Source organism: Terriglobus sp. (assembly GCF_965201105.1).
Taxonomy (GTDB): Bacteria; Acidobacteriota; Terriglobia; order Terriglobales; family Acidobacteriaceae; genus Terriglobus.
In genome coordinates this window covers 3,524,327-3,550,348 of sequence record NZ_OZ241741.1, presented here as the reverse complement: position 1 = coordinate 3,550,348, position 26,022 = coordinate 3,524,327, and the positions used below count along the sequence as shown (strand labels likewise).

Below are 26,022 nucleotides of genomic sequence, written 5' to 3'. Positions count from 1 at the left end.
TTTTATTTCTGGGGCGGCACGGAAAAAGCCCAACAAAACTTCTTTGCAGAACGACCGGCGAACGGTAAAGTGGCTACGCTGTTGCTTCGGGCACAGGAGGAGCGCATGGCCGCGGAACACGACTGGATCTGGTACGAGCTGATGACAACCGATCCCCAGGCTGCAGCAACGTTCTATGGGAACGTTGTGGGATGGCGTGTGGAACGATTCCCAGGACCTGACGAAGGTCCGCAATACCTGGTGGGTCACGCTGGCGATCGCGGCGTGGTGGGCATCATGGCGATGCCGCCCACGGTACCGGCCGGCGTCCCACCAAACTGGACCGGATACATTCACACTGCCAGCATCGATCCGGCAGTGAAGGCATTGACGGAGGCCGGCGGACGCGTCCTGTACGGACCCATGGAGATCCCAAACGTCGGCCGGCTGGCCGCGGTCGCCGATCCGGAAGGCGGCGTCTTCAACCTGATGCAGCCGGGCCGCACCGATGCCCCACCCAGGCCCGCGCAGGGGGGCTCCGGCAGCATTGGATGGTGCGAATTGCACAGCGACCATCCCGAAAAGAACTTCGCCTGGTATCAGCAGCTTTTCGGCTGGAAGCGCGGTGAAGCGATGGACATGGGGCCGGGCGGCGTGTACCAGATGTTCTCCACCAACGACCAGCCGACGAATGGTGGCTCATGCGGCAAGATGGGCGCGGGGCAGCCGACCCATTGGCTGTACTACTTCGCGGTGGACGGCCTGGACGCAGCCATCGAACGTGTCAGACAAGGTGGCGGAAACGTATTCATGGGACCGCATGAGGTGCCGGGTGGCACCTGGATCGCGATTGGGAACGACCCGCAGGGCGCGGTGTTCGCGCTGCACTCGCAGAAACGCTGACGGTGCCTCCTCCGTACCGTCGGCGTGCACCCTCGTATACTCAGCCCATGCAGCACGCAACCGCTGCGCCACTGGTTGGCGTGGTCATGGGATCGAAGAGTGATTGGAAGACGCTGAATGCGGCGGCGCAGCTGCTTGCCGAGTTCAGCGTGCCGTATGAGGCTCGTGTGGTCAGCGCGCACCGTACGCCGAACCTGCTGTTTGAGTATGCCGAGAGCGCCGGCGGCCGCGGCCTGCGCGCCATTATCGCGGGCGCTGGCGGTGCCGCGCACCTGCCGGGCATGCTCGCCGCAAAGACGATCGTTCCCGTGCTCGGCGTGCCTGTGAACGCGACCCCGCTGCAGGGCATGGACGCGTTGCTTAGCATCGTGCAGATGCCCAAGGGCGTGCCGGTTGCGACTTTTGCGGTCGGCGAGGCCGGAGCGATGAACGCGGCGCTGTTTGCGATTGCAATGCTCGCCTCGACCAACCAGGAGCTCGCGCAGGAACTGATTCGCTGGCGTGAAACCAGGGAACGGGCAGTGCTGGCGGAGTCGCTTTCGCTGGACAATGACGCAGACAAGCACGGCCCAGGACTGAAGCTGGTATGAGCGAAGTGAACCAGAGTGCCGAGCCCAGGCGCGCCTTCGACCCCGACGACCTGCAAAGCAAGTTGAGCGGCCCCGCCCTGCCCGGCGCCACGCTCGGCATCTTTGGTGGCGGCCAGCTTGGCCGCATGATGGGCATTGCCGCCCGCAGCATGGGTTACAAAGTGCACGTGCTGGACCCTGACCCGGCCTGTCCGGCGGGGTACATCGCCGACACGGTGGTTGAGGCGGGCTGGCACGATCGCTGGGCTGCTGCCAACCTGGCACGCGAATGCTCTGCCGTGACGCTTGAAATTGAGCAGGTATCCATCACCAGCTTGGAGGAAGCCGCGCGCTGGGCGCCCGTGCGTCCCGGTGCAACGATGCTCGCCATCATCCAGAACCGGGTCGAACAGAAGCAGTGGCTTGCGCGGAACGGCTTTCCCGTCGGAGCGTTCCGCGCCGCGCACTCGCAGGAAGAGCTTGCGGCAGCGGTTCGCGACTTGAACGGCCCTGTGTTTGCGAAGTCCGCGCACGGCGGGTATGACGGCCGAGGCCAGGCGAAGCTCGGCTTCGATGGCACGGCGGTCGACGCTGCCGCGATTGCCGAGGGCTGGCAGGACGTGGGTGCCGCGCAGTGCATTGTGGAACGCGCACTCCATCTTGAAAAAGAAATCAGCATCATGGTTGCGCGTTCGCCCAGCGGCGAGATCTGTGTCTACCCGCCTGCTGAAAATTTCCACGAAAATCAGATTCTTAGTTGGAGCGTAATCCCGGCGTCGGTCTCTCCGGAGCTCGCCGCGCAAGCAGCGGAGATCGCACGTGGCATCGCGGAAACGTTCGTGCTGGAGGGTCTGCTCGCGGTGGAAATGTTTGTGACAGTGGGCGGGGAACTGCTCGTGAACGAACTTGCACCGAGGCCGCACAACAGCTACCACGGCTCTGAGCGCGCGTGCGTGACAAGCCAGTTTGAGCAGGCCGTGCGCGCCGCCTGCGACCTGCCGCTGGGCGAAGTGTCGCTGGTGCAGCCCACTGCGATTGCCAATCTGCTCGGCGACGTGTGGCTGAATGAGGATGGCACGGAACGCGAGCCGCGCTTTGACGCCGCGCTTGCAACGCCAACCGTTCGCCTGACGTTGTATGAAAAGCTGAAGCCTCGCAAGGGACGCAAGATGGGCCATCTAAGCGCGGTGGGCGCTACCGCCGAAGAGGCCCGCGAGCGGGTGCTGCAAGCCAAGGCCGCGCTGTAGGCCGGGCGTCGCCGCTCAGATTCGTGCACGCACCGCACCGCACCGGTCACAGGTGCGCCGGCATGCGCAGGGGCGTTAGGCTTGGAAGTGTTTTGCAATGTCTGAACACACCCGCCGTCGGCATCGATTTCGGCACAACCAACAGCTCGATTGCACTGGCAGATAGAAGCGGCGGCGTTCGCTTCGCGCAGTTCGCCACGCCTGCCGGACTGACCGCATCTTCGCGATCGTTGCTGTACCTGCAGCGGCAGAACACCGCGCCCGGAAAACCCGTGCATATGTGGAGCGGCCCGGATGCGGTCGCGCAACATCTGGCGCACGATCCCTTCGACGACGACGTGCAAGGCCGGCTGATTCAATCACTGAAAAGCTATATTGCGGCACGATCCTTTACCGGGACGGAAATCTTCGGGCGGCATTACCGTGTTGAAGATCTTCTGGCAAAGATGCTTGCCGACCTGCGTGCCCGCGCCAGCGAGGCATTCGGCTTCGACGTGACGCGTGCCGTTGCGGGCCGCCCCGTTTGGTTCGTCAACGCCGACGTGGAGGAGGACAACGCCTTTGCCGAAGAGCGCCTGCGCGCCGCATTTCTGCAGGCCGGCTGGACGGATGTCCGCTTTGCGCTGGAGCCCGTGGCGGCCGCGCACAGTTATGGCGCAAGCGCGTATGGCGCAAGCGGTTATGGCTCAGGCACGAGTGACGACATCGCTTCGCGAGCGATTGGAGACGACGCCGGTGAGGATGCGAAGCACATCGCTTCCGGCGATCTGTTGCTGGTCGGTGATTTCGGCGGCGGCACAACCGACTTCAGCCTGTTGCGCATGAGCGCCGACCGGCAGCCGCACACGGTGCTGCGCAGCACCGGCGTTGGCCTGGCCGGCGACGCGTTCGATGCGCGCATTGTGCGGTACGCCGTGGCCCCGGCGTTCGGCTTCGGTTCGGTCGAGCGCACAGCTCCGGGCGCGCCGAACAAGCGCATTCCGGTGCTGCCCGCGTGGATCTACACCAGCCTGGAGCGCTGGCACCTGCTTTCATTTCTGCAAACCCGGCAGACGCTGGAGCTGCTGCGTACCGCCGCCATGCGCGCTGCGGAACCGGAAAAGATCGCCGCGCTACGCACCATCGTCGAGCGAGACCTGGGCTACCGTCTGCACCAGGCCGTGCAGCGCGCCAAGATCGCGCTTTCCTCAGTGGAGCAGACGCAATTCGTTTTTCGCGAGGAGGGCTTGAACCTGCACGTGGACATCTCACGCGCGCAATTGGAAGCGTGGATCGCGCCGGAGCTGCAGCGGATGCAGGCAAGCCTGGATGCACTGCTGACGGGGGCCGGTGTGGACGCGGGTGCGGTGCGGCACGTCTTCCTGACGGGTGGCACTTCACAGGTGCCCGCGGTGCGGCGTGTGTTCACTGAGCGTTTCCCAACAGCACAGCTCCAACAGGGTGAGGTCTTCACCAGCGTCGCGCACGGCCTGGCCCGTATTGCGGCTGACGCGTTCTCCTAGTCTGGTACGTAGCGTCTGGTGCTGACCATGATCCAGCAGACATTCGCTTACCGCGTTACGCAAGTGTGCATCCAATCAAGACGAGATAAGGAGACTACATCCCCCATGAAGCTCTACGCCGCAGCACTCGCCACCGCACTTGCCACAGGACTTGCCGTAGGCGCGACCACCGCCGCCGTTGCGCAGGCCAATGCGTTCTCTGACCAGGACAAGACGTTCCTCAAGAACTCCGCCGAGGATAATCTGGCCGAGATCAAGGAAGGTGAACTTGTTCTGAAGACCACGAAGAATCCGCAGATTCGCGCCTTTGCGCAGAAGATGATCACCGATCACAAGGCGTTGTACGCGGGAGAAAAGCCCGTTGCCGCAAAGGCCGGCATTACCCTGCCCACCTCGCCCAGCGTGGAGTCGGACGCAACCTATCTGAAGCTGAAGGTGCTGACGGGCGACGAGTTTGACAAGAGCTACATCAAGGGCGCGGTGAGCGACCATCACGGCGACGCGACCAAGGCAAAGGAAGAGCACGACACCACGCAAAATGCAGACATGAAGAAGCTCTCTGCGCATGCGGGTGCGGTGATTGAAACCCATACCAAGATGGCGGATGCGCTGGCCGGCAAGATGGGTCTGCAGTAGAGCGGTTCCCAGGGACACTTCGGCACAAAAGAAAGGCCACGCGCGTTGCGTGGCCGTTCCTTTCTGCCGATTGAGTGTTCCTTATGCGATTCCCATGCCACCGGTGACGCCGTAAATCTCACCGGTAATGTAGCTGCCCTCCTGCGAGGCGAGCAGAACGTACACGGGCGCCAGTTCCACGGGCTGGCCGGGGCGCTTATACGGCGTCTTCCCGCCCAGCTTCTTCAGCTTCTCCTCAGAACCGTCCGCTTCCTGCAGCGGCGTCCAGATGGGACCAGGCGCGACAGCATTGATGCGGATGCCATGCTTCTCCATCAGCGGCTCACTCAATCCCTTGGTGAAATTGGCGATCGCCGCCTTGGTCATGGCGTAATCGAAGATGTTGGCCGACGGCTCATAACCCTGGACGCTGGTCGTGTTGACGATTGCAGAGCCAGGCTTCATGTGCGGAAGCGCGGCCTTGGTGATCCAGAACAAAGCGTACACGTTGGTCTTCATCAGCATGTCGAAGCGCTCGGTCGAAGTTTCCAGAATGCCGTCGGTCTTGCCCATTTTGCCGGCATTGTTGACCAGAATGTCGAGGCCGCCGAGCTGGTCGACCGCATCGGAAACCAGGCGCTGGCAGAAGCCCTCATGCGAAATGTCGCCAGGCAGCAGAACGGCTTTGCTGCCGGCCTCGCGGATGTACTTTGCGACTTCTTCGGCGTCGGCCTGCTCTTCTGGCAGAAAGCTGATGGCAACATCGGCCCCCTCGCGCGCAAAGGCAATGGCGGCCGCGCGGCCGATGCCGGAATCGGCGCCGGTCAGCAGTGCCTTGCGACCGGCAAGCTTGCCCGAGCCCTTGTAGGACAGCTCGCCGCAATCCGGCTTTACGCTCATCGCCGTTTCTGTTCCGGGTGCGCTTTGAATTTCAACATCGGTGGGCGGACCGGGATACTGCGAGCGAGGGTCCTGGGGAGTAATCAGATCAGTGGGCATGGTGCTCCTTGTGTGTGCGTCGCTCGTTGTCGTGAATGCAGGACGCGATAGTGTGATGCCCTCTGCTGCGGCAAGCAGACAACACGGGACCGTGGCAATACGTGCCGCGTCCAGGCCGAACCCGGTTCACGAAAGTCAGTACCGGCCGCCGTTCCGGTTGCTGCGCGCCTGCCAGGCGAGTGGCAGGGCCAAAGAAATCTTTCCGCAGGTACTATGGCTTCTCTGCGGCTCTGTGCGTCATCGCGCCGCCGCGTTTGTCGCGTTCCAGGAGAATTCTGTGCGTCGCGCATTTCTGTTGCCGGTCGTCTTCGCTACTTACAGCCTGGCGTATTTGGACCGTGCCAACTTCGGCTTTGGCGCGGCGGCCGGGTTGGCGCGGACGCTCGGTATTACAGAGAGCCGGACCGCGCTGCTGGGAGCCCTGTTCTTCGTGGGCTACTTCGCGTTTCAGATCCCGGGTATGCTGTGGGCCCGGCGCACCAGCCCCACACGTTTGGTCTTTGTCGCGCTGATTCTGTGGGGCACGCTGGCGGCGCTTACGGGAGTCATTCGCAGCTTTGCGTGGCTCGCAGTCGATCGGCTGTTGCTTGGCGTCGCGGAAAGCATCGTTTTCCCGGCCATGCTTCTTCTGTTGACGCGTTGGTTCACGCCGGCGGAACGGTCGCGCGCCAATTCCGTGCTCCTGCTCGGCAACCCGCTCACGGTGCTCTGGATGTCGGTGATCACTGGCTATCTGATCCAGCGCTTTGGCTGGCAACGCACGTTTGTGTATGAAGGCCTGCCCGCGATTGCTTGGGCCTTCGCCTGGCTTACGTGGATGCGTGACAGTCCGCGAAACGCGCGCTGGTTGCCGGTGCGCGAGGCCGAAGCGCTGCAAATGGCGATCGAGATGGAACGTCCCGAAAGCAGCTCCGCCGAGAACGTCACCCTTTGGCGCGTGCTTCTGCGTGGTGATGTGTTGTTGATGAGCGCGCAATTTTTTTGCTGGAGTTTGGGTGCCTATGGTTTTGTGCTGTGGCTGCCGACGATTGTGAAACATGGAGCCGGTCTGGGCATGGGTCAGACCGGCCTCTTGACCGCGGTTCCCTACCTGCTGGCCGTGATTCTGATGCTGGCCGTCTCGCACCTGTCAGACCGCTCGCAACGGCGCAAGCCTTATATCTGGCCGATGCTGCTGGTCAGCGGAACCGCCATGCTCGGCTCGTTTGTTTTTGCATCGCAAAGCTTCGCACTGGCATTTGGCTGCATCGTGCTTGCGGGCGGTTGCATGTACGCGCCTTACGGTCCCTTCTTCAGCATCGTCCCTGAGCGTGTGCCGCGCGCGGTCACGGGCGAGGTGTTTGCCATGATCAACAGCGTGGGCGCGCTTGGCGGCTTCGCCGGCAGCTATTTTGTCGGCTTGCTGCAAGCGGTCACGCATGACCAGCGCGCCGGGTTTTTGCTGATGGCGCTGTCACTACTCTGCGCCGGTCTTCTGCAAGCCATGCTGCCGGACGTTCCCAGCGTGCGAGCGAAACCTCTTCCGATGGCGATACCGGAGCCGGACCTTGCCTGAATCGAACTTTGCAGTGCAAAGAGAATTTGCCGCGATCGTGGAAAGCGATACTTCGCTTTACGGGGCCACCGTGACGCACGCGCGCGGCCCTGAGGGTGCGCTGCCCATCACGCCAGAAATGCTGTTGACCGAACCCTCCGGCAATCTGTTTGGTTTGACACAAAATGCCGGCATGGGTTGGGAGCCGCAGCGGCTGCGCGACCCGGAGTTCCTGATCCTGAGCACACACGGCGGTCTGCGCGGAGCGGACGGCACGCCCATTGCGCTTGGCTTGCACACCGGCCATTGGGAAGTCGGTCTTTTGGTCGCGGAGGCCGCGCGTGAACTGCGCAACCGGCACGCCGTGCCTTTCGCCGGGGCATGCACCGACCCGTGCGATGGCCGAACGCAGGGGACCACGGGCATGCTCGATTCATTGCCGTACCGGAACGACGCTGCCATGGTGCTGCGCCGGCTGATGCGATCGCTGCCGACGCGCCGCGGCGTGCTCGGCATCGCCACCTGCGACAAGGGTCTGCCGGCCATGCTGATGGCGCTCGCCAGTGGCGGTACGCTGCCGGGCGTGCTGGTGCCTGGTGGCGTCACGCTGCTGCCGGAGCCCGTCGCTGGCCACGCAGCAGAGGACGCGGGCAAGGTGCAGACGATCGGTGCGCGCTACGCGCAAGGTGAGATCACGCTGGACTACGCCGCCGATGCGGGCTGCCGTGCCTGCGCCAGCCCGGGCGGCGGCTGCCAGTTCCTGGGCACTGCGGCTACCAGCCAGGTCGTTGCGGAGGCCCTCGGCCTGGCGCTGCCGCACACCGCGCTTGCGCCCAGCGGCCAACCCGTGTGGCTTGACGCCGCAACGCGCTCCGCACGCGCCCTGCTGCAACTGAGTGCGCTCGGCTGGGGCACGCGCGACATTGTCACATCTGCCGCCGTTCGCAATGCCATGGTGCTGCACGCGGCGTTCGGCGGCTCCACGAACCTGCTTCTGCACATACCAGCGATCGCGCATGCGGCCGGCCTGCCGCGGCCCACGGTCGCCGACTGGACTGCCGTGAATCGCGAGATTCCGCGCCTGGTCGACGCCCTGCCCAACGGTCCACGCGGTTACGCCACTGTGCAGGTATTCCTGGCGGGCGGCGTGCCGGAAGTCATGCTGCACCTGCGGCAGGCCGGTCTGCTTGACACTTCCGTCCGTACGGCCAGCGGCGCCACACTCGGCGAAAACCTGGACTGGTGGCAGGGAAGCGAGCGGCGCAGGATCTTGCGCGAACGTCTGCACGAGCTCGACGGCGTTGACCCGGACGAAGTGATCTTCACGCCCGACCGCGCCCGCGCTCGCGGGCTGACGGCAACTGTCTGTTTTCCGGTTGGCAATCTTGCGCCCGAGGGCAGCGTGATCAAGAGCACCGCCATCGACCCTGCGCTGACCAATCCCGACAACAATTATCGCCACACGGGCCCGGCGCGCGTTTTCATCACCGAAGCCGCGGCTATTGACGCGATCAAGCGCGGCGCGGTCAAAGCGGGCGATGTGCTGGTGCTCATCTGCGGCGGCCCGCTCGGCGCCGGCATGCAGGAGGTTTACCAGATCACCTCCGCGATCAAGGCGCTGCCATTCTGCCGCGATATTGCCGTGCTCACAGACGCGCGCTTCTCGGGTGTCTCCACCGGCGCGTGCATAGGGCATATCTCGCCGGAGGCGCTGGCCGGAGGACCGATCGGTCGCGTGCGCGATGGCGACCTGATCGAAATCACGATCGACCGCCATGCGCTGCACGGCGAGGTGCATCTGGTCGGCGAAGCACGCGGGGAACAGACCGTCCGGTTCTCCGCGGAAGAGGGCAGGCAGGTTCTTGCGGCGCGTCAGCCACGTGAAGACCTTGCACCGCATGCCGCGCTGCCCGACGACACACGCCTTTGGGCCGCGCTTGTGCAGGCCTCCGGTGGCGTCTGGGGCGGCTGCGTGTATGACGTGGATGCGATCGTGACGAAGCTCGCGCTTGGCCGCCAAGACATGGGCGAGGCAAGCGAAGCCGTCGCGCTGAGCACGACCACGCCCGCGCCGCAACACGACGGCATCGGCAAGCTGCGGATCTGAGCCCGTCGGAGCATCCAACAACGCATGAAGCTCTACAACACACGCCGGGGCATCCTGCTCACCGAAGACGAGTCGACCTTTCACACCATGGGTGTGGCGTCTTGGGATGACCTGCTGACCAGCGAGGACCTGCAGGCACTCTGCCAAGCCGCGATGAGCGGGCCCGCTGTTGCCGCACCCGCGGACGAATCCCTGCTCGCGCCGGTTGGAACGCAGGAGGTCTGGGCCGCGGGCGTCACCTACTTTCGCAGCCGCAGCGCGCGCATTGAGGAGTCAAAGGACGCGGGCGGCGGCACCTTTTACGACCGCGTCTACAGCGCGGAACGTCCCGAGCTCTTCTTCAAAGCCACGGCGCGCCGCGTGGTCGCACCCGGCGGCAATGTGCGCATCCGATCCGATGCCAGTTGGTCCGTGCCGGAACCCGAGCTGACTCTGGTTGTAGATCCGCAAGGCAAAATCGTCGGTTACACCATTGGCAATGACATGAGCTCGCGCGACATTGAGGGCGAAAACCCGCTCTACCTGCCGCAGGCCAAGGTCTACGACGGCTCGTGCGCGATCGGCCCTTGCGTCCTGCTGTCGCACGAACCTCTGCCCAAGTCCACCGCGATCTTCTTGACGATCACACGCGAGAGCGAAGTTGTCTTTCGTGGCGAAACGACATTGGCTGAGCTAAAGCGCGACCCGCAGGAGCTTGTCAGCTACTTGTATCGCGACAACAGCTTTCCCACTGGTGCCCTGCTGATGACCGGCACCGGCATTGTGCCCGGCGATGACTTTACGTTGCAAAGCGGCGACATCGTCGAGATCACGATTGATGCTATCGGCACGCTCCGGAACACCGTCGCCGCATGAGAGAAGCCGGGTTGACGGACTGACCTCCCGAAGCCGGAACCGCCAAACAGGACGAGCCGGCACAGGCCGGCTCGTTCTCGTAACACCAGCATGCCGCCGTTGGCTACTGCGTACCGGCAGTTGCGCCGCTCGGCGGCAGCGGTGCCGGAGTTTCCATGCGGGGCAGCATTTCCGGCCGGGTTGCGGCGTTGTAGGCAAACCAAGCCTCAATCGCGGAACCCTGCTCCACATCGCCCGGCTGCACGCGGTCGTACAGGTCCATGTTGCTGTGGTGAGTGCGCGTGCCGTACTCCAATGGATCCTGCATGAAGCCGATGCCGTTCAGCCCAATCCACGAGAAGCTGGTGGAATCGGTGCCGCCCGGGTCACGTTGCGCGCCGGCGGTCACGCCCGTCACGGTCTCAATTTCCAGGTCGCGAATCGGTGCGATCCACAAGCGGAAGATGGCCGCAAGCTGGTCGTTGCCCAGCGCCTGCACGGCGCGGAACCGGCCCGACCCCGAATCGTCGTTGAAGTACACATCGAACTTCGCATACTCGGGTGTCTGCTTCATGGTGTCGCGCGGCGCAAAATGCTGCTGCACATAGGCCTTTGAGCCATACAGGCCTTCTTCTTCGCCGCCCCAAAGCGCCACGCGCACGGTGCGCGCCATGGGCTTGTGCATCGTGGCCAGGATGCGCATGGCTTCCATCGCCACGGCAGAGCCGGTGCCGTTGTCCGTCGCGCCGGTGCCACCCTGCCAGCTATCGAAGTGACCGCCCAGCATCACGACTTCATCCTTCTTCGTCGTGCCGGGAATCTCGCCGATCACGTTAAAACCCATCAGGTCGTCCTTCTGATACTCCACTTGAATGTCAAAGGTAAGCCTGGGCGCGGCGCCGTGCTGCAGCAGGCGGGCGATGCGGTTGTACTGCTCCGGTGTGATCGCCACCATGGGCGGCCCTACCGGGTCGTTCGGGTTCTGCGATCCGCCGTAGCTGGCAAAAATCGTGCCGCCATCGCCGTTGTAACCGTAGTTCACCGCAACCAGCGCGCCCTCATCCTTCAGAAATTTGTTGATCTGGTTGCGCAGCACCATGCCAGACGGCGCTGCGGTTGAGAAGGCCTGCGCCGGGTTGGGCACCGCGTTGGCAGGACCGGCAAAGCCGCGGTTCAGTCGCGACGGGTCCGGCGTCATGGCACGCTGCTGGATCTCTTCCTCAGTCAGCCGGTGCGCCTCAACGGCCGTGTGCATTTCGATGACTTTAGGCTCGGCCAGCAGCACGATCTTGCCGCGCAGCTTGCCTCGCCACTTGTCGAAATCCTGCGGCCCGCGGATCGGCGCCAGCACCGGCTCACCCGTTACCGGGCCGTTAGTGCCCGGTGTCCATGCCAGCGGAAAGCCGATCAGCGCAGCGTACGCCGGCGTTTCGAGCGCGCCATAGTACTTTTTGATCTGCCAGCCGTTGCCGAACGGACCCCACGATTCCAGATGCACATTCTGCAAGCCCCAGTTCTTCATCTGCTGCATTGCCCATTCGGCGGCAGCGCGGTGATTGCGGCTGTTGTTGACGCGCGGACCATAAACCTCGCTGATGTAGTACAGAGTCTCCATCGCCTGCGAGCGGTTGAACGCCTCGCGTTTGATGGTGGTCAGCGCATTCAAATCAATCCGGTCGCCGCCACTCGCTTCCTGCTGTGCAGGCAATGCGCTGCTAAGGGAACAACACACGGCACACAGGGCCACGATACGGGCGTGCTTGGAGCGGATCACAGGCAGAATCTCACTTTCAGAGGTGGCTGGTTGAGTCGGGATACCGGCAGAGACGATGATCACGTGCGAAAAGTCGAAGCCCACCGCCGCGGAACGACAGTGGGCTCGATGCGGCGCGAAGCCGCGGTTAGAACGACACCTTGAAGGCGAACTGGATGTTGCGTGGTTCGCCCGGTCCAAGGCCCGGAGCCGAGGAGCTGTTGCGGGTCGCAGACAGCAGACCGAAGCTGGAGCTGGTCAGCGTGCCACTTGGGTTGGCAAAGTTCGCCTGGTTCCAAATGTTGAAAATCTCCGCACGCAGTTCCGTATTCACGTGTTCCGTGATGGGGGTGCGCTTGAAGAACGACAGATCGATATCGCCAAAACCTGGACCCTGCACGCTGTCGCGGCGCTCATTGCCGAAGCAGTAGCAGACGGAACCGGACGTGACCGGCGATGCCCACGCGGCCTTGTTCAGGTAACTGTAGCTGCGGGAGGTGCTGCTTGCGTTTGTCACGCGCGTGACAAACGGGGCCACACCGGCGACACGGTTTGGACGATCCCTGCTCGCTTCCCCCGATCCGCTCGTGTTGGTGCCGACCAGGATGTTGATCGGCGTGCCACCCGCAAAGGTATACAACGCGTTCATCTGGTACCCCTGCGTGAGCCGGGGCACATGATTGGTGAACTTCGGCACCACGTAGCTGGCAAAGCCAGTGAACGTGTTGCGAACGTCGAAGCTCGACAGGCCCCAGTCCTGACGCAGGTTCAGGCTGTTCATCGGTGTGGTCGTGCTGGACGCATCGTCCATGGACTTAGCCCACGTGTAGTACACCGTGGCAGAAAGCCCGTGCCACTGCGCCTGCTTCAGCGAAAGCTGCAGCGCGTTGTAGACGGAGGTCGCGCCGCTATTTACCTGGTTGATTGCAGTCAGATAAGGGTATTGCGCGGCGTAGGGGCGCGTGTGCGTAGTGAGGTTGACCTGGTTCAGATCATCCACGTAGGCAAGGCGACGGCCTGTGCTGCCCACGTAGGCGACGGTGAACAGCGTGTTTTTCGCGAGCTGCTGTTCCACGTTCAGGTTGTAGTTCTGCAGGTATGCAGCGCGATAGTTGGGATTGATGGCCAGGACGCCGAGCGAAGTCGCCGGCTGACCGGTCGCGGTGTTGAACTGCACACCGCTTGGAAAGCTGGACGAGCCAAGCGTGTATGTCGAATTGGAGACGTTAATCGCGGCGTTCGCATCGCCAGGGCTGCCGTAGATGCCGGCGCTGGCGCCGTTGCCGACGCTGTTGTAAACAAACTGGCCAACCGTGGGCTGGTCAAAGAACCATCCAAACGCGCCGCGAACCACAGTCGCCTGACTGTTCCGAAACGGTGTGAATGCAAAGCCGACGCGCGGCGAAATATTGCCCAGGTTGCGCGCATACAGCGGTTGCTTGAAGTAGCCCTGCTGCGGTGTGAAGTTGTAGAGCGAGTTGCGGTCGTCTGCGACCGTGCCCGGGTAGCTCCAACGCGCACCGTAATTGACGGTCAGGCGGTCCGACACGCGATAGCTGTCGCCGGCAAACAGATCAAACGTATTCACCAGGTAAACGCGCTGTGGGTTATTCCGCAGGATCTGCGCTCCGGCCGTCACGCTGGCCGCGCCGGCGATAAAGTCAGCGACCTGCTTGCCCACGTTGCAGTTCAAGCCGTTGGGATCGGTGTTGGTGGTATTCAGCCCGACAGCGCTGCACTCCGCGTTGGTGTACGGCGCCACCGCACCTGCTGCCGTCGTCACGCCGCCGCCGCGCGTTCCGTCAAAGGTGAACCTGCCGCGGCCGTTCACGTAATAGGCCACGTTCAGGTTGGCATGGCGGTACTCACCGCCAAACTTCAGGTCATGCCGGCCCAGTGTGTAGTGCAGCACATCGTCAACGTGGCCGGTCACGTCCTGTCGACCCAGTGGCGGCGTCGCGCCGGTGTAGTCGAATGAGCCGACGTAGAACTGGGGCGCACCGTGCGCCAGCACGCCGGTCAAACCCAGCGGCAGGCCCGCCGCCTGAACGTCAAAGCTCTGGTTACGATCGTTAAAGGTTTGTAGGAACGACTGCGCCGCGAAGGTCACCTGATTCACCAGCTTGCCGCTAAAGGCGCTGTTCTGGTTCACCACGAAGTTGTGAATGTGCATCGGCGCGGTCTCAAAGTAATCCGCGAAGTGCGACCCAACGTCGGCCGACTGCGTGCCGGTCGTCCCCAGATAGTGGGCAGAGATCGAGTACTTGTCGTTGAAGTTGTGGTCCAGCTTGATGATGCCGTTGTAGCTGTTGTAGGTGTTCACGCCGTTGGATTGGTACTGGTACTGATACCCCGACGTCGCGCGGCTCACGGCAGGGAACAGCAAGCGATACATGTTGAGCGATACGTTGTTTACCGTGCCACCGTGTGCGCGCAGCAGTGCGGTCCCCGCCGTAATCCAGGGATCATTCAGCACAGTATCGGCCAGGCTGTTGTTGGCCTGTGCAATCTGCACCTCGCCGGCCAGGAAGAAGAATGTCTTGTCCTTGAAGATCGGGCCGCCGATGGTAAAGCCGCCCTGGTGATTGCGGATCTCCGGGATGCGGCTGCCGGCGGCAACGGATGGGCTCAGCCAAGCGAACAATTCGTTGCGGTCGAAGTAGAAAACATCGCCATGCAAGGAATTGGTGCCGGTCTTGAGCACCATGTTGCTGTTGCCGCCGCCGTTGCGGCCCATGTCCGCTTCGCCCGATGACTGCAGCGAGAACTGGTCGATGGCTTCGATTGGAACCAGGCCACCCGCAATGCCGGCGATGCCGCCCTGGTTGGAAGCGACCGCATTCGACCAGGGGTCGTTGTTGTCCGCGCCGTCGATCTGGAAGTTCACACCCGCGGTACGCGATCCGTTCACCGTGTTGCTATAGGGGCTCACACCCGGCGACAGCTTAATCATCTGGGTGAAGTTGCGGCCGTTCAGCGGGATTTCCTGCACCGACTTGGAGTCGACCACCGCGACCAGCGAGCTGGTGGTGGTGTCCACAGTGACGCCGGCGGCCTGAACATTGATCACCTCGGACTCGGCACCGATGGAAAGCTGTACCCGTTGGTTATTCACCTTGGAAACTTCAACAGGGACGGCCCCAATCACGCGAGTCACAAAGCCCGGCGCGCTGACCGTCAGCTTGTAAGTCCCCACGGCGAGCTCTGGAAAGTTGAAGTCGCCTGCACCGTTGACCGTCATCTTCGACTCATCGTTGGTGGCGGGATTGGTCAGCGTTACCGAGGCGTTTGGAATGGCCGCGCCGGACGCGTCCAGAACGGTGCCGGTTACGGTGCCGCGAAAGGTTTGCGCACCGGCCAGCGTGCAGACAAGGGCGAGCGGAGCAATAGCACTGAACCTAGAAAACTTCAGAAACATGCGGCGGGACCTCTCCAAAATGCAAGCGGGAGACGCGAGGGGGCGTTCGCGTCCGAAACACGGAACCGCATTGCACCAGGTGCGCTGCGGGCCTTTCGGCGACGGCAAAACCGGAAAAGAGGTGAAGTATTCACACCCTATTCGCACTTCCACCGAAATTGCAAATGCAATATGCGGTTTTGCGAGAAATGGGGCCAGAGAGCTCCAACTACAGTGCAATTACTGCAGTGGACAGCTTGCAAGCATCCAAGCTGAGCGTTACTGATAACGTATTCCTAGTGGCAATTCCGTTCGCACTGTTTGTTGTTCCGGTCGTCGCAACGCTCGCAGGCGGCCTGCTTGCAGTGCGTTTTCGTCAGTGGGTTCATCTCCTATTGGCGGTCGGTGCAGGCCTGCTGCTGGGGGCGGCGTTTCTCGACCTCCTGCCGGAGGCGCTGGTGCTCGGGGCCAATTCTGGGCTGCCGGCGAGCCGCACCATGACGCTGACGCTTCTCTCTCTGCTCGCCTTTTTCGCGATTGAGAACGCGTTGGACGCGCTTTCCACTGGCGAAAGCGCGCGGATTCCCAGGCAGTCCCTGGGACGCATCGCGGGCGGCATGCTCATCTTTCACAGCTTCCGTGACGGCATGGCCATCGGTGCCGCGTTTGCTGCCTCCCACACGGCGGGTTACGCCGTCGCATTCGGCATTGCCGCACACGATCTGGGCGACGGCATGAACACGGTTCTGCTGACCACGGCCGGCCGCAAGCCGAAGTTGCTGGATTATGGATTCCTGCTGGCGGACGCCGTGGCACCGTTCCTCGGCGGTATTTTCGCGATCCGCTGGTTCTCCAGCCTGAACAGTTCAGTCGCCCTGCTGGCAATTGCCGCCGGGTTCTTTATCCAGATGGCCGCAAGCGACTTTCTGCCGGAAATCCGCCGCTCGGCCGAATCTCGCAAATACGCCGTACCGCTGGTGCTGGCCGGCGTGGCACTGATCTATGGGGCCAATCTGTTGCTGGGCAAGCTGCACTGATCAGCCAGGCGGTTGCGGGCTGAAGCGCTAGCTGCAGGCCGCGCAGCGTCCGGACAGAAACAGCTCATGCTCGGTCGCCAGAAAACCCTTGGGCAGTTTGGCGTGGAACTCGAAGCCGCAGCCTTCCATTTCATACACCTTGCCGCACTCGTTGCAGTGGAAGTGGTGGTGGTGCGCCTTGCCCGCCACCTCATACCGTGCGGGCATGCCGGGCAGCGTGACCGCTTGCAGCCATCCATCGCGCTGCAGGCTGGCAACGTTCCGGTACACCGTAGCCAGGCTCAGGCTGGCAACGCCCTTTTGCGCGGCGCTCAGAATCTCCTCGGGAGAGAGTGGCCGGTCCGCGGCCAGGATCGCCTCTCGAATGGCTTCCTTCTGACGGGTGTTCCGAACGGCGGCCGGGCTTGGATCCGCCGGAACTAGAGCCGCCTTGCCCGGAGCCGCTGTAGCCCGAGCCTGCGTCGCACGCTGGCTCGGCCGGTCGGTTTCGTCCCTTTGGGGTGCGATTGAATGCGCCATACGCTCACCTCGCATTGTACTGCGAGCGGCTTTGCAATAAAGCTGCGAACCGGTTCAGTACGCCAGGGCCATGCCGTCGGCGCGCATCTCGCTTGCGGCGGCATACACGCGGTCATTGCCACTGTGGCGGTTTTCGATGCACTCATAGCGGCCAAACCCGCCGTCGCTGTTTCCCATGACCCAGCCAAGATCGATCAGCGCCTTGCGCGTGGCGACGGGAACGCCCTGCTCCAGCCGCAACACGCCGGTCGGCCCGTAGCCGGGCAGGTCCTCGCCCATGCTCTGCGATGAGCCCTCATGGTGCCAGCGCGGACTATCGCCGGCGGCCTGGACGTCGAGCCCGTAATCGATGCGGTTGATCAGGATCTGCGCCTGCCCCTGCGGCTGCATGTCGCCTCCCATCACGCCAAAGCTCATCCACGGCTCACCATCGCGCACGGCAAAGCCCGGGATAATCGTCTGGAAAGGCCGCTTGCCCGGCGCGTAAAGATTTGGGTGGCCGTCTTTGAGCGAGAAGAGCTGGCCGCGATCCTGAAACATAAAGCCAAGGCCGTCCGCAACCAGCCCGGAACCCATGCCGCGGAAGTTCGACTGAATCTGCGAGACCATCAGGCCATCCTTGTCGGCCACGGTGAAGTACGTGGTGTCGCCGTGGCTCGGCGCCTGTCCGGGGTAGATGGGCGTTAAGATTTTGTTCGGCTGGATCAGCTTGGCGCGTTCTTTGGCGTACTCCTTCGAGTTCAGAAACGCGTACGGAATCTTCGCGAAATGCGGATCGGCGTAGTACCGCGCCCGGTCCTCATACGCCAGTCGCTTCGCCTCGGCCTGCGTGTGGATTGAAGCCGTGGATTGGAAGCCCATGCCGCGCAGATCGAAGTTCTCCAGAATGTTCATCATCTGCAGCGTCGCCAGTCCCTGTGTGTTGGCGCCCATGCCATAGACCTCAACGCCGCGATAGGTGGTCACCAGCGGGTCGATCCATTCCGCGTGCATGTCGCGCAGGTCGTCCTTGCTCAGCCATCCGCCGATGCGCTTAAAGTAGGCATCGATCGTGTTGGCGATCTCACCGTTGTAGAAAACATCGCGCCCGCCCGCGGCGATCTTGCGATAGGTGTTCGCCAGGTCCGGGTTGCGGAAGACGTCACCCTCGCTGGGCAGCTTGCCGTTCCGCGCATAGGTATGCATCGCGTTGGCGGTTTCTTCTACACCGCTGTTGGGTCGGGTGAACGCCATCATGTTGCGCTTCAGGTAAAAGCCGATGATCTGCGGCAGAGGCACGCCGCTCTCGGCCAGGTGAATTGCTGGCTGCAGGCATTCGCTCCACGGCAGGCGGCCATAGCGCTGGTGCAGCGACCACCAGCCCTCCAGGGCGCCGGGTGTTGAGACTGCAACTGCGCCCAGGGCAGGCAGGGCGCCGTTCTTGGCACGGGCGCGCACTGTTTCCAGCGAAAGCGCGCGCGGCGACTTGCCGGAACTCGCCATGCTCATCACCTTGCGCTGCTTGGGATCCCACAGCAGCACGTAGCAGTCGCCGCCCAGGCCGCTGGACACCGGTTCCAGAAAGCCAAGGCACGCATTGGCGGCCACGGCGGCGTCGGCGGCGCTGCCACCCTTCTTCAGCGTCTCGATGGCGGCGAGTGTCGCCAGCGGGTGCGCCGTTCCCGCCGCACCGGAGCAGCCCATGGCAGCCGACCGGGAGGCGAAGCTTGCGCCGGACACACGGTCGCCCGCGTGCACGTCGTTGCGGATGAAGCGCTCCGCACCGGGCGCCTGAAACGGCGGATGCCCCGCATCCTCAAGCGTCGGAAGCGAGGTCCGCACACCCACGGGCGTGGTTTGCTTTGATTGAGCGCCCGCGTTGACAGCAAACGCGGCAGCAGAGGACGACAGCATGGAAAGGAAGGTGCGACGACGCATCGTCCTCTCACTGTACTGCGTCCTGCCGCCCACGCCCACGCTGTTTGCGCGGCTCTACGCGGGGCAGGCGTTCGGGTTAGTTGCGGCGAAAGTGAATGATGTGCAGGGCGTCATCCAGGAACTCGTTCACTTCCATGCCCAGAACGCTGCCGCCGAGCGATCCGGCGTAACCCGTGGCGGCGTCGCCAAAGTCCCGGTCGCGCTCCGGGTAGTAGGCGAAGTTGGCACCTGCGGCTGCGGCGTACCCCAGCAGCAGCGGCGCATTCAGCGTATTGTGGCCGCTGTCCGTCCGGGTAATCACCACGCGTGTGGCGGCGTACACGACGCGGTTCAGGAATTTATGCTGGCGGCCCAGCACATAGTAGCGCGGGTCGTCCCGAAAGATAGGATCAAAGACCGCCTGGGTCGCCAGGCCCTGGATGCTGCCGCGCACAACCGCCGCACCGACGCGCTGGCCGTACGGTCCCCAGCCCTGGCCGTAGTGCGGTTGCGAATCCACAGCCTGGGAGTACGTGGCGGAAAGCACATCCGCGAACAGCGAAAATGGCGACGAAACCTCTCGAAATCCGAAGATGACCTTGCTGCCTGCGCTAAGCGGCACCGCTCCTTGCCCGGGCAGAATGACAACGGTGTACTTGGGGGCGATGGGCTGCGTGCTCGGCAGGTGCGCTGCTCCAGCTTGTCCTTCGCCGGCGGGTACCGGGGCGTCGGGCAGTGACGCATCGACATCCGCTGCATCCGTGCTGCTGGAGAATGCAGGTGCCGCGCTCTCAGCGGCCAGAAGCACGGTGCCATCTGCCGCCGGGGTCCATGTTGCGGGGGTGGCAAGCGAAAGGGGAGCGGCAGAGGACTCCGGCGCAGCCTGGGCCTTGGCACCTGCAGAGATTACTGCCGCGCAACACAGGGCGGCACAAAACGATGTCAGAAGCGCGGAGCGCATAGGTGGGTCCTTCGAGCAGAATCTTGATGTTCGCTCCTTTTGAGTCGTCGCAGCATGGTTCCGTTGCATTTTCCGGGCAGACCACCCTGTCCTGCAGCAGTCTGCCTGCCCCCTTGCGCCCCTTCGCGACATGCCCTGATACGGCGTTCGTGACCAGGCGAAAGCGGGCCGGGACGCAGCGTCCCGTATCTACTTCGACACCGTGCCCTCGCTTGCGCATTCCAGGTGATGGCGATCTTGCCCGCTGTGGATTAGGCTTCCCTTGCAATCGGAAAGGTGTGCCCGCCCGAGATTCACTTGGGATTGGCGCACCGGGAGCAGACCATGAATGGATCGGAAAACCCCACAGGCACACCCCGCAGCAATTTTGAGCAGGACCTGCGCAACGCCGCCGCGCGCGCCGAAGAAGAGCTGCAGCGGCTCATCCGCTATATGAATGACGAAGTCGTGCCCGACGTCCGGCGGCACAGTTCCGTTGCGCTGCGGTCGGCGTCGGACGGCCTGCGCTCACTCGCTGAAAAGATGGAGCAGGGCAATCGCCGGTGATGCGGGAAAGGGCGAGGCTGGGCAGCATCTTAGCCTCTACCGCCGGTGCGGAGACCGCCTCGCGCTGCCGGTCCAGGTGGGGCGGGCGTGTTGGTGCCGCGCTCGCCGCAACGCTGATGCTGGTGATGACCGGTTGTCACAAAAAGGCACAAGTCAGCCGCAATCACTACCCGCCGCCACCGGCGCGACATCCTGCCGCCAACCGCAGGACCCCTTCACGCCGCGCACCCGAGTCAACGCCGCAGGCGCGCACGCTGCCACGCACCGACGACAATGCAGTGCCGGCCGGCAAAATTGAGACCGGCCTGGCGAGCTGGTACGCGCCCAACGGTCGCCGCAGCGCCAACGGCGAGGTGTACGACGGCAACAGCCTGACCGCCGCACACCGCACGCTGCCGCTGGGCACGCTGCTGCGCGTGACGAATCTGTCGACGAACCAGACCGTAGTCGTGCGGGTGACCGACCGTGGGCCCTTTGTGCGCGGTCGCGTGCTTGACCTGTCGACCGCCGCGGCCAAAGCCACCGGCGTGTATCGCATGGGCGTCGCCCGCGTCAGCATGGAGGTGGTGCAGATGCGCCAGGATGTATCGCCGGTCGGCAGGTGGTGCGTGCAGGTTGGCGCGTTCGTCGACCAGGCTAATGCCGATCAGTTACGAGCGAATCTGGCACGCGAGTACAGCACCACAGCAAAGGTCATCGAATTTGCCGGGGCTACCGGTATGTGGGTCCGCATCAATCCCGTCGCAAGCGACCGCGCCCACGCCACCGCAATCGCTCAAAATATCCGCGTGGCCGAGCCCGACGCACAGGCTTACCTGGTGCGGTTGGATTGAAAGTGCTCGTCTTATTTTCCGAAGAGTTCGCTATGTGATCCGAGCCGTGCGAGTCGAAGCAAGCCATCCTCGGTCTTGCGATAGATAAGGAGCAGGTCCGGTTTCAGATGACATTCGCGGTATGCAGCCCATTCGCCCTTCAGCTCATGATCGCGAAGCCGGACCGGGAGCGCCCCATCCTGCTGCAGCTGCGTAGGTCGGCCATCAGATCGGCAACGCTCGCAAACCGCTTTCCGTTTCCTTCTTCCAGCTCCGCGATCGCATCACGCGTCTGCTGGTTTGGCACACGCAAATCAAAAGGCAAAGCTTTCTCCGCGGCGCTCCTTGTCAGCAGCAGACGCACGGCACCAGACACGGTCAGACCCATTTCCGCAAGCGTCTCCGCGGCCCGGGTTTTTACGTTCCGGTCAATGCGGACATGGATCATTTGATCGCTCATGATGTGAGTATACGAAAGGGGATACGATCTCATCCCGCCTGGAGCCCTCACCTGCCGAACAGCTCCATCAACTCCTGCGGCGGCACCGCTTCCAGTTGTGCATAAGTACACGCGGCAGGCGGTTTGTCCGTGCGCCAGCGACGGAAGTGCGCCAGGTGACGGAAGCGATTGCCCTGCATGTGCTCGTACGCGACCTCCACCACCAGTTCGGGGCGCAGCGCAATCCAGCTCAGGTCCTTGTGCTGGTTCCAGCGCGACTTCGCTCCGGGCATGCGTTGCTCGGCGTTGCCGGACGCGTCGCTGTCCGAGCCCGACCAGTGTGCCCACGGATGGTTCTCCATTGCGTTCTCGCGATACGGCGCAAGCGTTTCGACCAACTCGCGACGCTTCGCCTCCGTGAAGCTGGCGCACACGCCTACGTGCTGCATCGCGCCCGTATCGTCGTATAGCCCAAGCAGCAGCGATCCCACGTGCGTGCCCTCGCCGGTCTTGTGCCAGCGAAAGCCGGCGACCACGCAATCGCAATCGCGCTCGTGCTTCACCTTGAACTGCGTGCGCTTGTCGGGTGCGTACACGCCGTCGAGTGGCTTCGCGATCAGGCCGTCCAGACCCGCGCCTTCGAAGCGGCGGAACCAGTCCTCGGCCACCGCGGTGTCCTCCGTCGCGGGGGTCAGGTGCAGCGGCGGCTTTGCATTGCAAAGTATCTGTTTCAGCTCGCGGCGTCGCTCGACAAAGGGTGTCTGCTGCAGGTCGCGATTTTCCGCTGCAAGCAGGTCAAAGAAGACGACGCTCGCCGGTGTCTGCCCGGCCAGCAGCTTGATGCGCGACGCCGCCGGGTGAATGCGAAGCTGCAACGCATCGAAGTCGAGCGCCTTGCCGCCGTGGCTGTCGGCGCGCGCGATCACGATCTCGCCATCCAGCACGCAACGCGTGGGCAGTTGCTCCAGCAGCGGCGCCCGCAACTCTGGAAAGTAGCGGTCCAGCGGCTTGCCATCGCGGCTCTGGATCAGGAGGTCGTCGCCATCGCGAAAGATGATCGTGCGAAAGCCGTCCCACTTGGGTTCGAACTGAAAGCCGGGCGCAGTTGGAATTGCATCGATGCGTTTAGCCAGCATGGGCAACAGCGGCGGCTGAATGGAAAAGGCCATGCGTGCATTGAAGCAGCGAGTCGGCAAGTCGGCAAGTCGGTCGATCAGCCGGCGCTGCAACGGAAGACTTCTGCTCAAAGCCGCACGGGTTTACCGTCCGTCTCCGAACGTGCCAGGCGCATCAGCAGAAACACCAGCAGGAGCGCGCCGAAGTACAGGTAGGACTGCAGCACATTCCAGCCCACCCTCCCCGACAGGAACTGGTGAATCGGAGTCAGGGCGTTGCACGTCAGAAACGCCGCCAACGCCAGCAGCCAGGGCCGCCGTGACTGCCACGCTCCATGGGCGAACCACGCCCATGTCAACACGGCGAACACGATGCCGTAGTGGTGCTCCCACGCCATGGGCGAGGCGGCGACGCTCAGGATCGCCATGGCGCCCAGGTCGCCCGCCGAGCCGCGCAGCCGGCCCCACGGAAAGAACAGTCCTGCCGCTGTCAACACAATCGAGGTAAGCACCGTTGTGCGATAGATCCACGGGATGTTCGGGGAATAGACGAACGGGTGATACGGTAAGTTTTCCCCGTGAAACGTCATCCGGTTCAGCGTTCCAAACATGCTCTGGTTGGCATAATGCGACTGCGCCTTGTGACTCAGCGAGCTCAGAATCGCCAGGTAGTCCAGGTTGTTCTGCACGCCGAAATACGCGAACGAAATGGCAAACAGCACGCCGGCGAACAAGAGGCAGCTGACCAGCGCGCTCCACTTCTTTCGCAGAGCCAGCCACACCACCAGCAGCACAAACTGCGGTTTGACCATGGTCATGGCCGCGATCAGCGTGCCCGCGATCTGCTCATTGCCTGGCAAGCGGTCATCCGTCCACGCCCACAGCAGCGCGGCAAACGCACACGAAAGCAGCGTGCTCGCATTCCCCAGGCCGTAGCCCTTGAACAGCGGATAAAACCCGGCCCACACCACCACCACGGCAAACACCGACGCCAGCGACAGCGACCCGCCACGACGGCGCAGCTCGACCCTGGCCAGCACAAGCGAAAACCCAAGCACACCGAAGCACGCCAGCCAGTTCAACCATGCCAGCACGCGCAGCTCATGCGGCTGCAGGCCAAGCCTGCGCAACAGCACCATGGGCAGCAGCGACGGCAGCGGATAAATCAGCGTGTCGTATAGCTTCGCGTAATAGATAGGTTCGTGCGGATGGTCGCGGAAGTAGTCCAGCGACTTCAGCATAGGCAGCCACGAATCGGTCCACTGCCGCACATGCAGAAAGCTGATCCAATCGCCCTTCATGTTCGCCGGGCTGCCCAGTCCCAGCAGGTGGTACACCGCCCAGATGCCCACGTTGACCAGAAGGACGGACCCAAGCGCATACCAGAGCAGGCGCCTGTCGTGCGATTCGGGATGCGCAAACGTCATCGTTGCACTTATGTTCTCACCGGGGGTGTGACTCTGGCGCTACAATCCGGTGCAACCGCCATACTCACGACACCACGACGGAGAACTCGCATGTCCGATCCGCAGTTCGTTTCCACCTCTGTAGCCGTTTCGCCCGCCGCACCGCTGCCGCCTGCTTACGGAGCCGTTCCCGTGCGGCAGGACGAGTACGACGCCGTGCCGCCGATGTCCCAGGGCCAGCGCGTGCTCGACACCTTTTTCGCGCCGTCCCGCACCTTTGCCGACATTCGCCGCGACCGGTCGTGGTGGCTGCCTTACGTTCTGCTGGTCCTGTTCAGCCTCATCTTCGCCACGGTTGTGCAGAAGCGCGTGGGCGCGGACACCCTGGCCGACAACGCGATTCGCAGCAATCCGGCGCAGGCGGAAAAGATGCAGAACGCTCCACCCGAGCAGCGCGCAAAGGCCATGAAGATGACCGGGACCATCATGCAGGTGACGCTCTTCTCTGGCGCGCTGACGTTTCTTCTGGTGCCCGCTGTCATCGCTCTGCTTATCTGGGTCGGCTTCAACTTCATCCTGGGCGGCAGCTCCACCTACCCGGGCATGTTCGCGGTTGCTATGTATGCAGCATTGCCGGGCCTCATCTTCTACCTGGTCGTGATTGCAACGCTGTTCGCGGGCGACCCGGAGACGTTCAATCTGTCAAACGCAACCGGAACCAACATCGGCTACTACCTCCCGACGGGCACGTCGCCGGCGCTCAAGTCTCTGCTCACCTCCATCGATGTCTTCAGCATCTGGCAGGCCTTTCTGCTGGGGCTGGGCGGCGCCATTGTCGCCCGCGTCAAAAAGACCACCGGCCTGGCGATGGTCTTCGGTGTGTGGCTCGCCATTGTGCTGGTCAAGGCCGGTATCGCCGCGATCTAAGTCAGCTTTCGCTTCCGGTTGCGACGGCTAACGAGTGTGTTTCGAACGATGCGGAATCACGGAGACCTGTGTCAGAACTGCCCCTTCACCCTGCCGTGAACGCCAATCCGGCGCAGCCGGTGCCGTCCCAGCAGGGGTTCGGCGCGTACCCGCCTCCCAGCCCGGACGGGTTTGTTCCCGGCGGAATATCGGGTCCTCCGCCGCGCCGCCGGTTTCCACTCGCGCTGGTGATCGTTGCCGGCGTGGTGTGCTGCATGTTCGCCGGGGCCGTGCTGCTCATGGTCTGGAACGGCAAACAGAATCAGCAGGCTGGGACGTTCGTGTCCGACAGCACCGGCATGCACTACAGCAATCCAGCACTTGGCATTCAGCTTTCCACCTCAGCGGATTGGCAGCACGTGCCGTCGAAGGATTCGCTCATGCTTCTGCAGAAGAGCGATTGTGTTGTATCTATGGTGGACAACACGGTGTTGTTCTCCCCGGAAAGGTTCAAGGACGGGATGCGCCAAGGTGTTGTCGGGAATTATCCCGGTGCCGCGTTCGGACCCATGGCCGCGTGGCATGGCGGCGGCGCGCCCAGCGGGATGACGATCGAAGTTTCAGGCAATTCGCCGCTGCATGAAAACTGGTTCAGCCTGTCTCATCGCTTTCACCTGACCACGTTGATCGAGGTGCAGCCGCCTGAGGACGCCACCTGCCCAAACGCTTTCGCCGATCTGGAGCGGGGCCTTGTTCTTCGCTGAGCCGCGAGACCGAACGCGCGAGCGGGAAGTAAGCAGGTTCTTCCATTTCGACAAGCTCGGGTCAGATGATGCCGATGATACGAGCACAGGGCCCTACTGGTCGGGGCGGAGGGATTCGAACCCCCGGCCCTCTGCTCCCAAAGCAGATGCGCTACCAGGCTGCGCTACGCCCCGACTCCATC

22 protein-coding genes, 1 tRNA gene and 1 pseudogene are annotated in these 26,022 nt (G+C 63.2%); 13 read left to right on the top strand and 11 right to left on the bottom strand.

The genetic code is table 11. The features are described 5' to 3' along the window. The first annotated feature begins 105 nt into the window (after positions 1-105). The 5 genes from ACOFKT_RS15680 to ACOFKT_RS15660 all read left to right on the top strand — a co-directional run bounded on the left by ACOFKT_RS15680 (position 106) and on the right by ACOFKT_RS15660 (position 4,836). Positions 106-882 (top strand): VOC family protein, encoded by a 777-nt coding sequence (locus tag ACOFKT_RS15680; RefSeq protein WP_419804920.1) that lies wholly within the window; start codon positions 106-108, stop codon positions 880-882. Positions 883-929: 47 nt separating this feature from the next. Next, positions 930-1,472, top strand: coding sequence for a 5-(carboxyamino)imidazole ribonucleotide mutase (purE, locus tag ACOFKT_RS15675; protein WP_419804919.1), 543 nt, complete (start codon positions 930-932; stop codon positions 1,470-1,472). After that, on the top strand, positions 1,469-2,698 hold the full coding sequence (purK, locus tag ACOFKT_RS15670; protein ID WP_419804918.1) for a 5-(carboxyamino)imidazole ribonucleotide synthase: 1,230 nt from the start codon (positions 1,469-1,471) through the stop codon (positions 2,696-2,698). Before purE ends, purK begins: the two co-directional genes overlap by 4 nt. Before the next feature lie 92 nt (positions 2,699-2,790). Further along, on the top strand, positions 2,791-4,200 hold the full coding sequence (locus ACOFKT_RS15665; RefSeq protein ID WP_419804917.1) for an Hsp70 family protein: 1,410 nt from the start codon (positions 2,791-2,793) through the stop codon (positions 4,198-4,200). A 105-nt stretch (positions 4,201-4,305) separates the two neighbouring features. Continuing rightward, positions 4,306-4,836 carry a DUF4142 domain-containing protein gene (locus ACOFKT_RS15660; protein WP_419804916.1) on the top strand — a complete coding sequence of 177 codons (531 nt, stop codon included), beginning with the start codon at positions 4,306-4,308 and terminating at the stop codon, positions 4,834-4,836. 81 nt (positions 4,837-4,917) lie between these two features. Here ACOFKT_RS15660 and ACOFKT_RS15655 read toward each other — a convergent pair whose 3' ends face one another. Further along, complete coding sequence (locus ACOFKT_RS15655) at positions 4,918-5,814, bottom strand: SDR family oxidoreductase (protein WP_419804915.1); 897 nt, start codon at positions 5,812-5,814, stop codon at positions 4,918-4,920. A gap of 277 nt (positions 5,815-6,091) precedes the next feature. Here ACOFKT_RS15655 and ACOFKT_RS15650 point away from each other — a divergent pair, with 277 nt between their 5' ends. Genes ACOFKT_RS15650 through ACOFKT_RS15640 form a run of 3 tightly spaced genes read left to right on the top strand, consistent with a single transcriptional unit; the run spans position 6,092 to position 10,310 of the window. Further along, positions 6,092-7,369, top strand: coding sequence for an MFS transporter (locus ACOFKT_RS15650; protein ID WP_419804914.1), 1,278 nt, complete (start codon positions 6,092-6,094; stop codon positions 7,367-7,369). After that, a complete protein-coding gene (locus tag ACOFKT_RS15645) occupies positions 7,362-9,455 on the top strand; it encodes a YjhG/YagF family D-xylonate dehydratase (protein WP_419804913.1) in 2,094 nt (697 codons plus the stop codon). The genes ACOFKT_RS15650 and ACOFKT_RS15645 overlap by 8 nt, the downstream gene beginning before the upstream one ends. A gap of 24 nt (positions 9,456-9,479) precedes the next feature. After that, complete coding sequence (locus ACOFKT_RS15640; protein WP_419804912.1) at positions 9,480-10,310, top strand: fumarylacetoacetate hydrolase family protein; 831 nt, start codon at positions 9,480-9,482, stop codon at positions 10,308-10,310. A gap of 103 nt (positions 10,311-10,413) precedes the next feature. Here the strand turns inward: ACOFKT_RS15640 and ACOFKT_RS15635 are convergent, their stop codons facing one another. Together ACOFKT_RS15635 and ACOFKT_RS15630 are read right to left on the bottom strand one after the other, a co-directional pair. Then, complete coding sequence (locus ACOFKT_RS15635; protein WP_419804911.1) at positions 10,414-11,997, bottom strand: M28 family peptidase; 1,584 nt, start codon at positions 11,995-11,997, stop codon at positions 10,414-10,416. A 193-nt stretch (positions 11,998-12,190) separates the two neighbouring features. Beyond that, a complete protein-coding gene (locus ACOFKT_RS15630; protein WP_419804910.1) occupies positions 12,191-15,460 on the bottom strand; it encodes a carboxypeptidase regulatory-like domain-containing protein in 3,270 nt (1,089 codons plus the stop codon). A gap of 278 nt (positions 15,461-15,738) precedes the next feature. Between ACOFKT_RS15630 and ACOFKT_RS15625 the strand changes: the two genes are divergently transcribed. Next, a complete protein-coding gene (locus ACOFKT_RS15625; protein WP_419804909.1) occupies positions 15,739-16,476 on the top strand; it encodes a ZIP family metal transporter in 738 nt (245 codons plus the stop codon). A gap of 27 nt (positions 16,477-16,503) precedes the next feature. Here the strand turns inward: ACOFKT_RS15625 and ACOFKT_RS15620 are convergent, their stop codons facing one another. From ACOFKT_RS15620 to ACOFKT_RS15610, 3 genes are all read right to left on the bottom strand, one after another. Further along, positions 16,504-16,995 carry a Fur family transcriptional regulator gene (locus ACOFKT_RS15620; RefSeq protein ID WP_419804908.1) on the bottom strand — a complete coding sequence of 164 codons (492 nt, stop codon included), beginning with the start codon at positions 16,993-16,995 and terminating at the stop codon, positions 16,504-16,506. Positions 16,996-17,049: 54 nt separating this feature from the next. Then, positions 17,050-18,912 (bottom strand): gamma-glutamyltransferase family protein, encoded by a 1,863-nt coding sequence (locus tag ACOFKT_RS15615; RefSeq protein ID WP_419804907.1) that lies wholly within the window; start codon positions 18,910-18,912, stop codon positions 17,050-17,052. Positions 18,913-18,988: 76 nt separating this feature from the next. Then, the gene (locus ACOFKT_RS15610; protein ID WP_419804906.1) at positions 18,989-19,852 is read right to left on the bottom strand and encodes a hypothetical protein; all 864 of its coding nucleotides are present in this window, start codon (positions 19,850-19,852) and stop codon (positions 18,989-18,991) included. 324 nt (positions 19,853-20,176) lie between these two features. On the opposite strand from ACOFKT_RS15610, the gene ACOFKT_RS15605 reads away from it, so the two are divergent. Both ACOFKT_RS15605 and ACOFKT_RS15600 read left to right on the top strand, forming a co-directional pair. Continuing rightward, positions 20,177-20,398: a hypothetical protein gene (locus tag ACOFKT_RS15605; protein WP_419804905.1), complete on the top strand. Its 222-nt coding sequence runs from the start codon at positions 20,177-20,179 to the stop codon at positions 20,396-20,398. Then, positions 20,398-21,231, top strand: a complete 834-nt coding sequence (locus ACOFKT_RS15600) for a septal ring lytic transglycosylase RlpA family protein (RefSeq protein WP_419807182.1) — start codon at positions 20,398-20,400, stop codon at positions 21,229-21,231. Before ACOFKT_RS15605 ends, ACOFKT_RS15600 begins: the two co-directional genes overlap by 1 nt. An 11-nt stretch (positions 21,232-21,242) precedes the next feature. Here ACOFKT_RS15600 and ACOFKT_RS15595 read toward each other — a convergent pair. The 4 genes and pseudogenes from ACOFKT_RS15595 to ACOFKT_RS15580 all read right to left on the bottom strand — a co-directional run. Further along, a pseudogene (locus ACOFKT_RS15595) lies at positions 21,243-21,440 on the bottom strand (type II toxin-antitoxin system YafQ family toxin); the annotation flags it as partial. Continuing rightward, positions 21,371-21,670, bottom strand: coding sequence for a type II toxin-antitoxin system RelB/DinJ family antitoxin (locus ACOFKT_RS15590; RefSeq protein WP_419804904.1), 300 nt, complete (start codon positions 21,668-21,670; stop codon positions 21,371-21,373). The gene ACOFKT_RS15590 and the pseudogene ACOFKT_RS15595, both read right to left, overlap by 70 nt. A gap of 47 nt (positions 21,671-21,717) precedes the next feature. Then, a complete protein-coding gene (locus ACOFKT_RS15585; protein ID WP_419804903.1) occupies positions 21,718-22,818 on the bottom strand; it encodes an ATP-dependent DNA ligase in 1,101 nt (366 codons plus the stop codon). 74 nt (positions 22,819-22,892) lie between these two features. Beyond that, positions 22,893-24,191, bottom strand: a complete 1,299-nt coding sequence (locus tag ACOFKT_RS15580) for a glycosyltransferase family 87 protein (protein ID WP_419804902.1) — start codon at positions 24,189-24,191, stop codon at positions 22,893-22,895. Between the two features lie 90 nt (positions 24,192-24,281). Here ACOFKT_RS15580 and ACOFKT_RS15575 point away from each other — a divergent pair, with 90 nt between their 5' ends. Together ACOFKT_RS15575 and ACOFKT_RS15570 are read left to right on the top strand one after the other, a co-directional pair. Next, on the top strand, positions 24,282-25,097 hold the full coding sequence (locus tag ACOFKT_RS15575) for a YIP1 family protein (RefSeq protein ID WP_419804901.1): 816 nt from the start codon (positions 24,282-24,284) through the stop codon (positions 25,095-25,097). Positions 25,098-25,165: 68 nt separating this feature from the next. Next, a complete protein-coding gene (locus ACOFKT_RS15570; RefSeq protein ID WP_419804900.1) occupies positions 25,166-25,840 on the top strand; it encodes a hypothetical protein in 675 nt (224 codons plus the stop codon). A gap of 97 nt (positions 25,841-25,937) precedes the next feature. Here ACOFKT_RS15570 and ACOFKT_RS15565 read toward each other — a convergent pair. Next, a tRNA-Pro gene (locus ACOFKT_RS15565) sits at positions 25,938-26,014 on the bottom strand. Between the last annotated feature and the right edge of the window lie 8 nt (positions 26,015-26,022).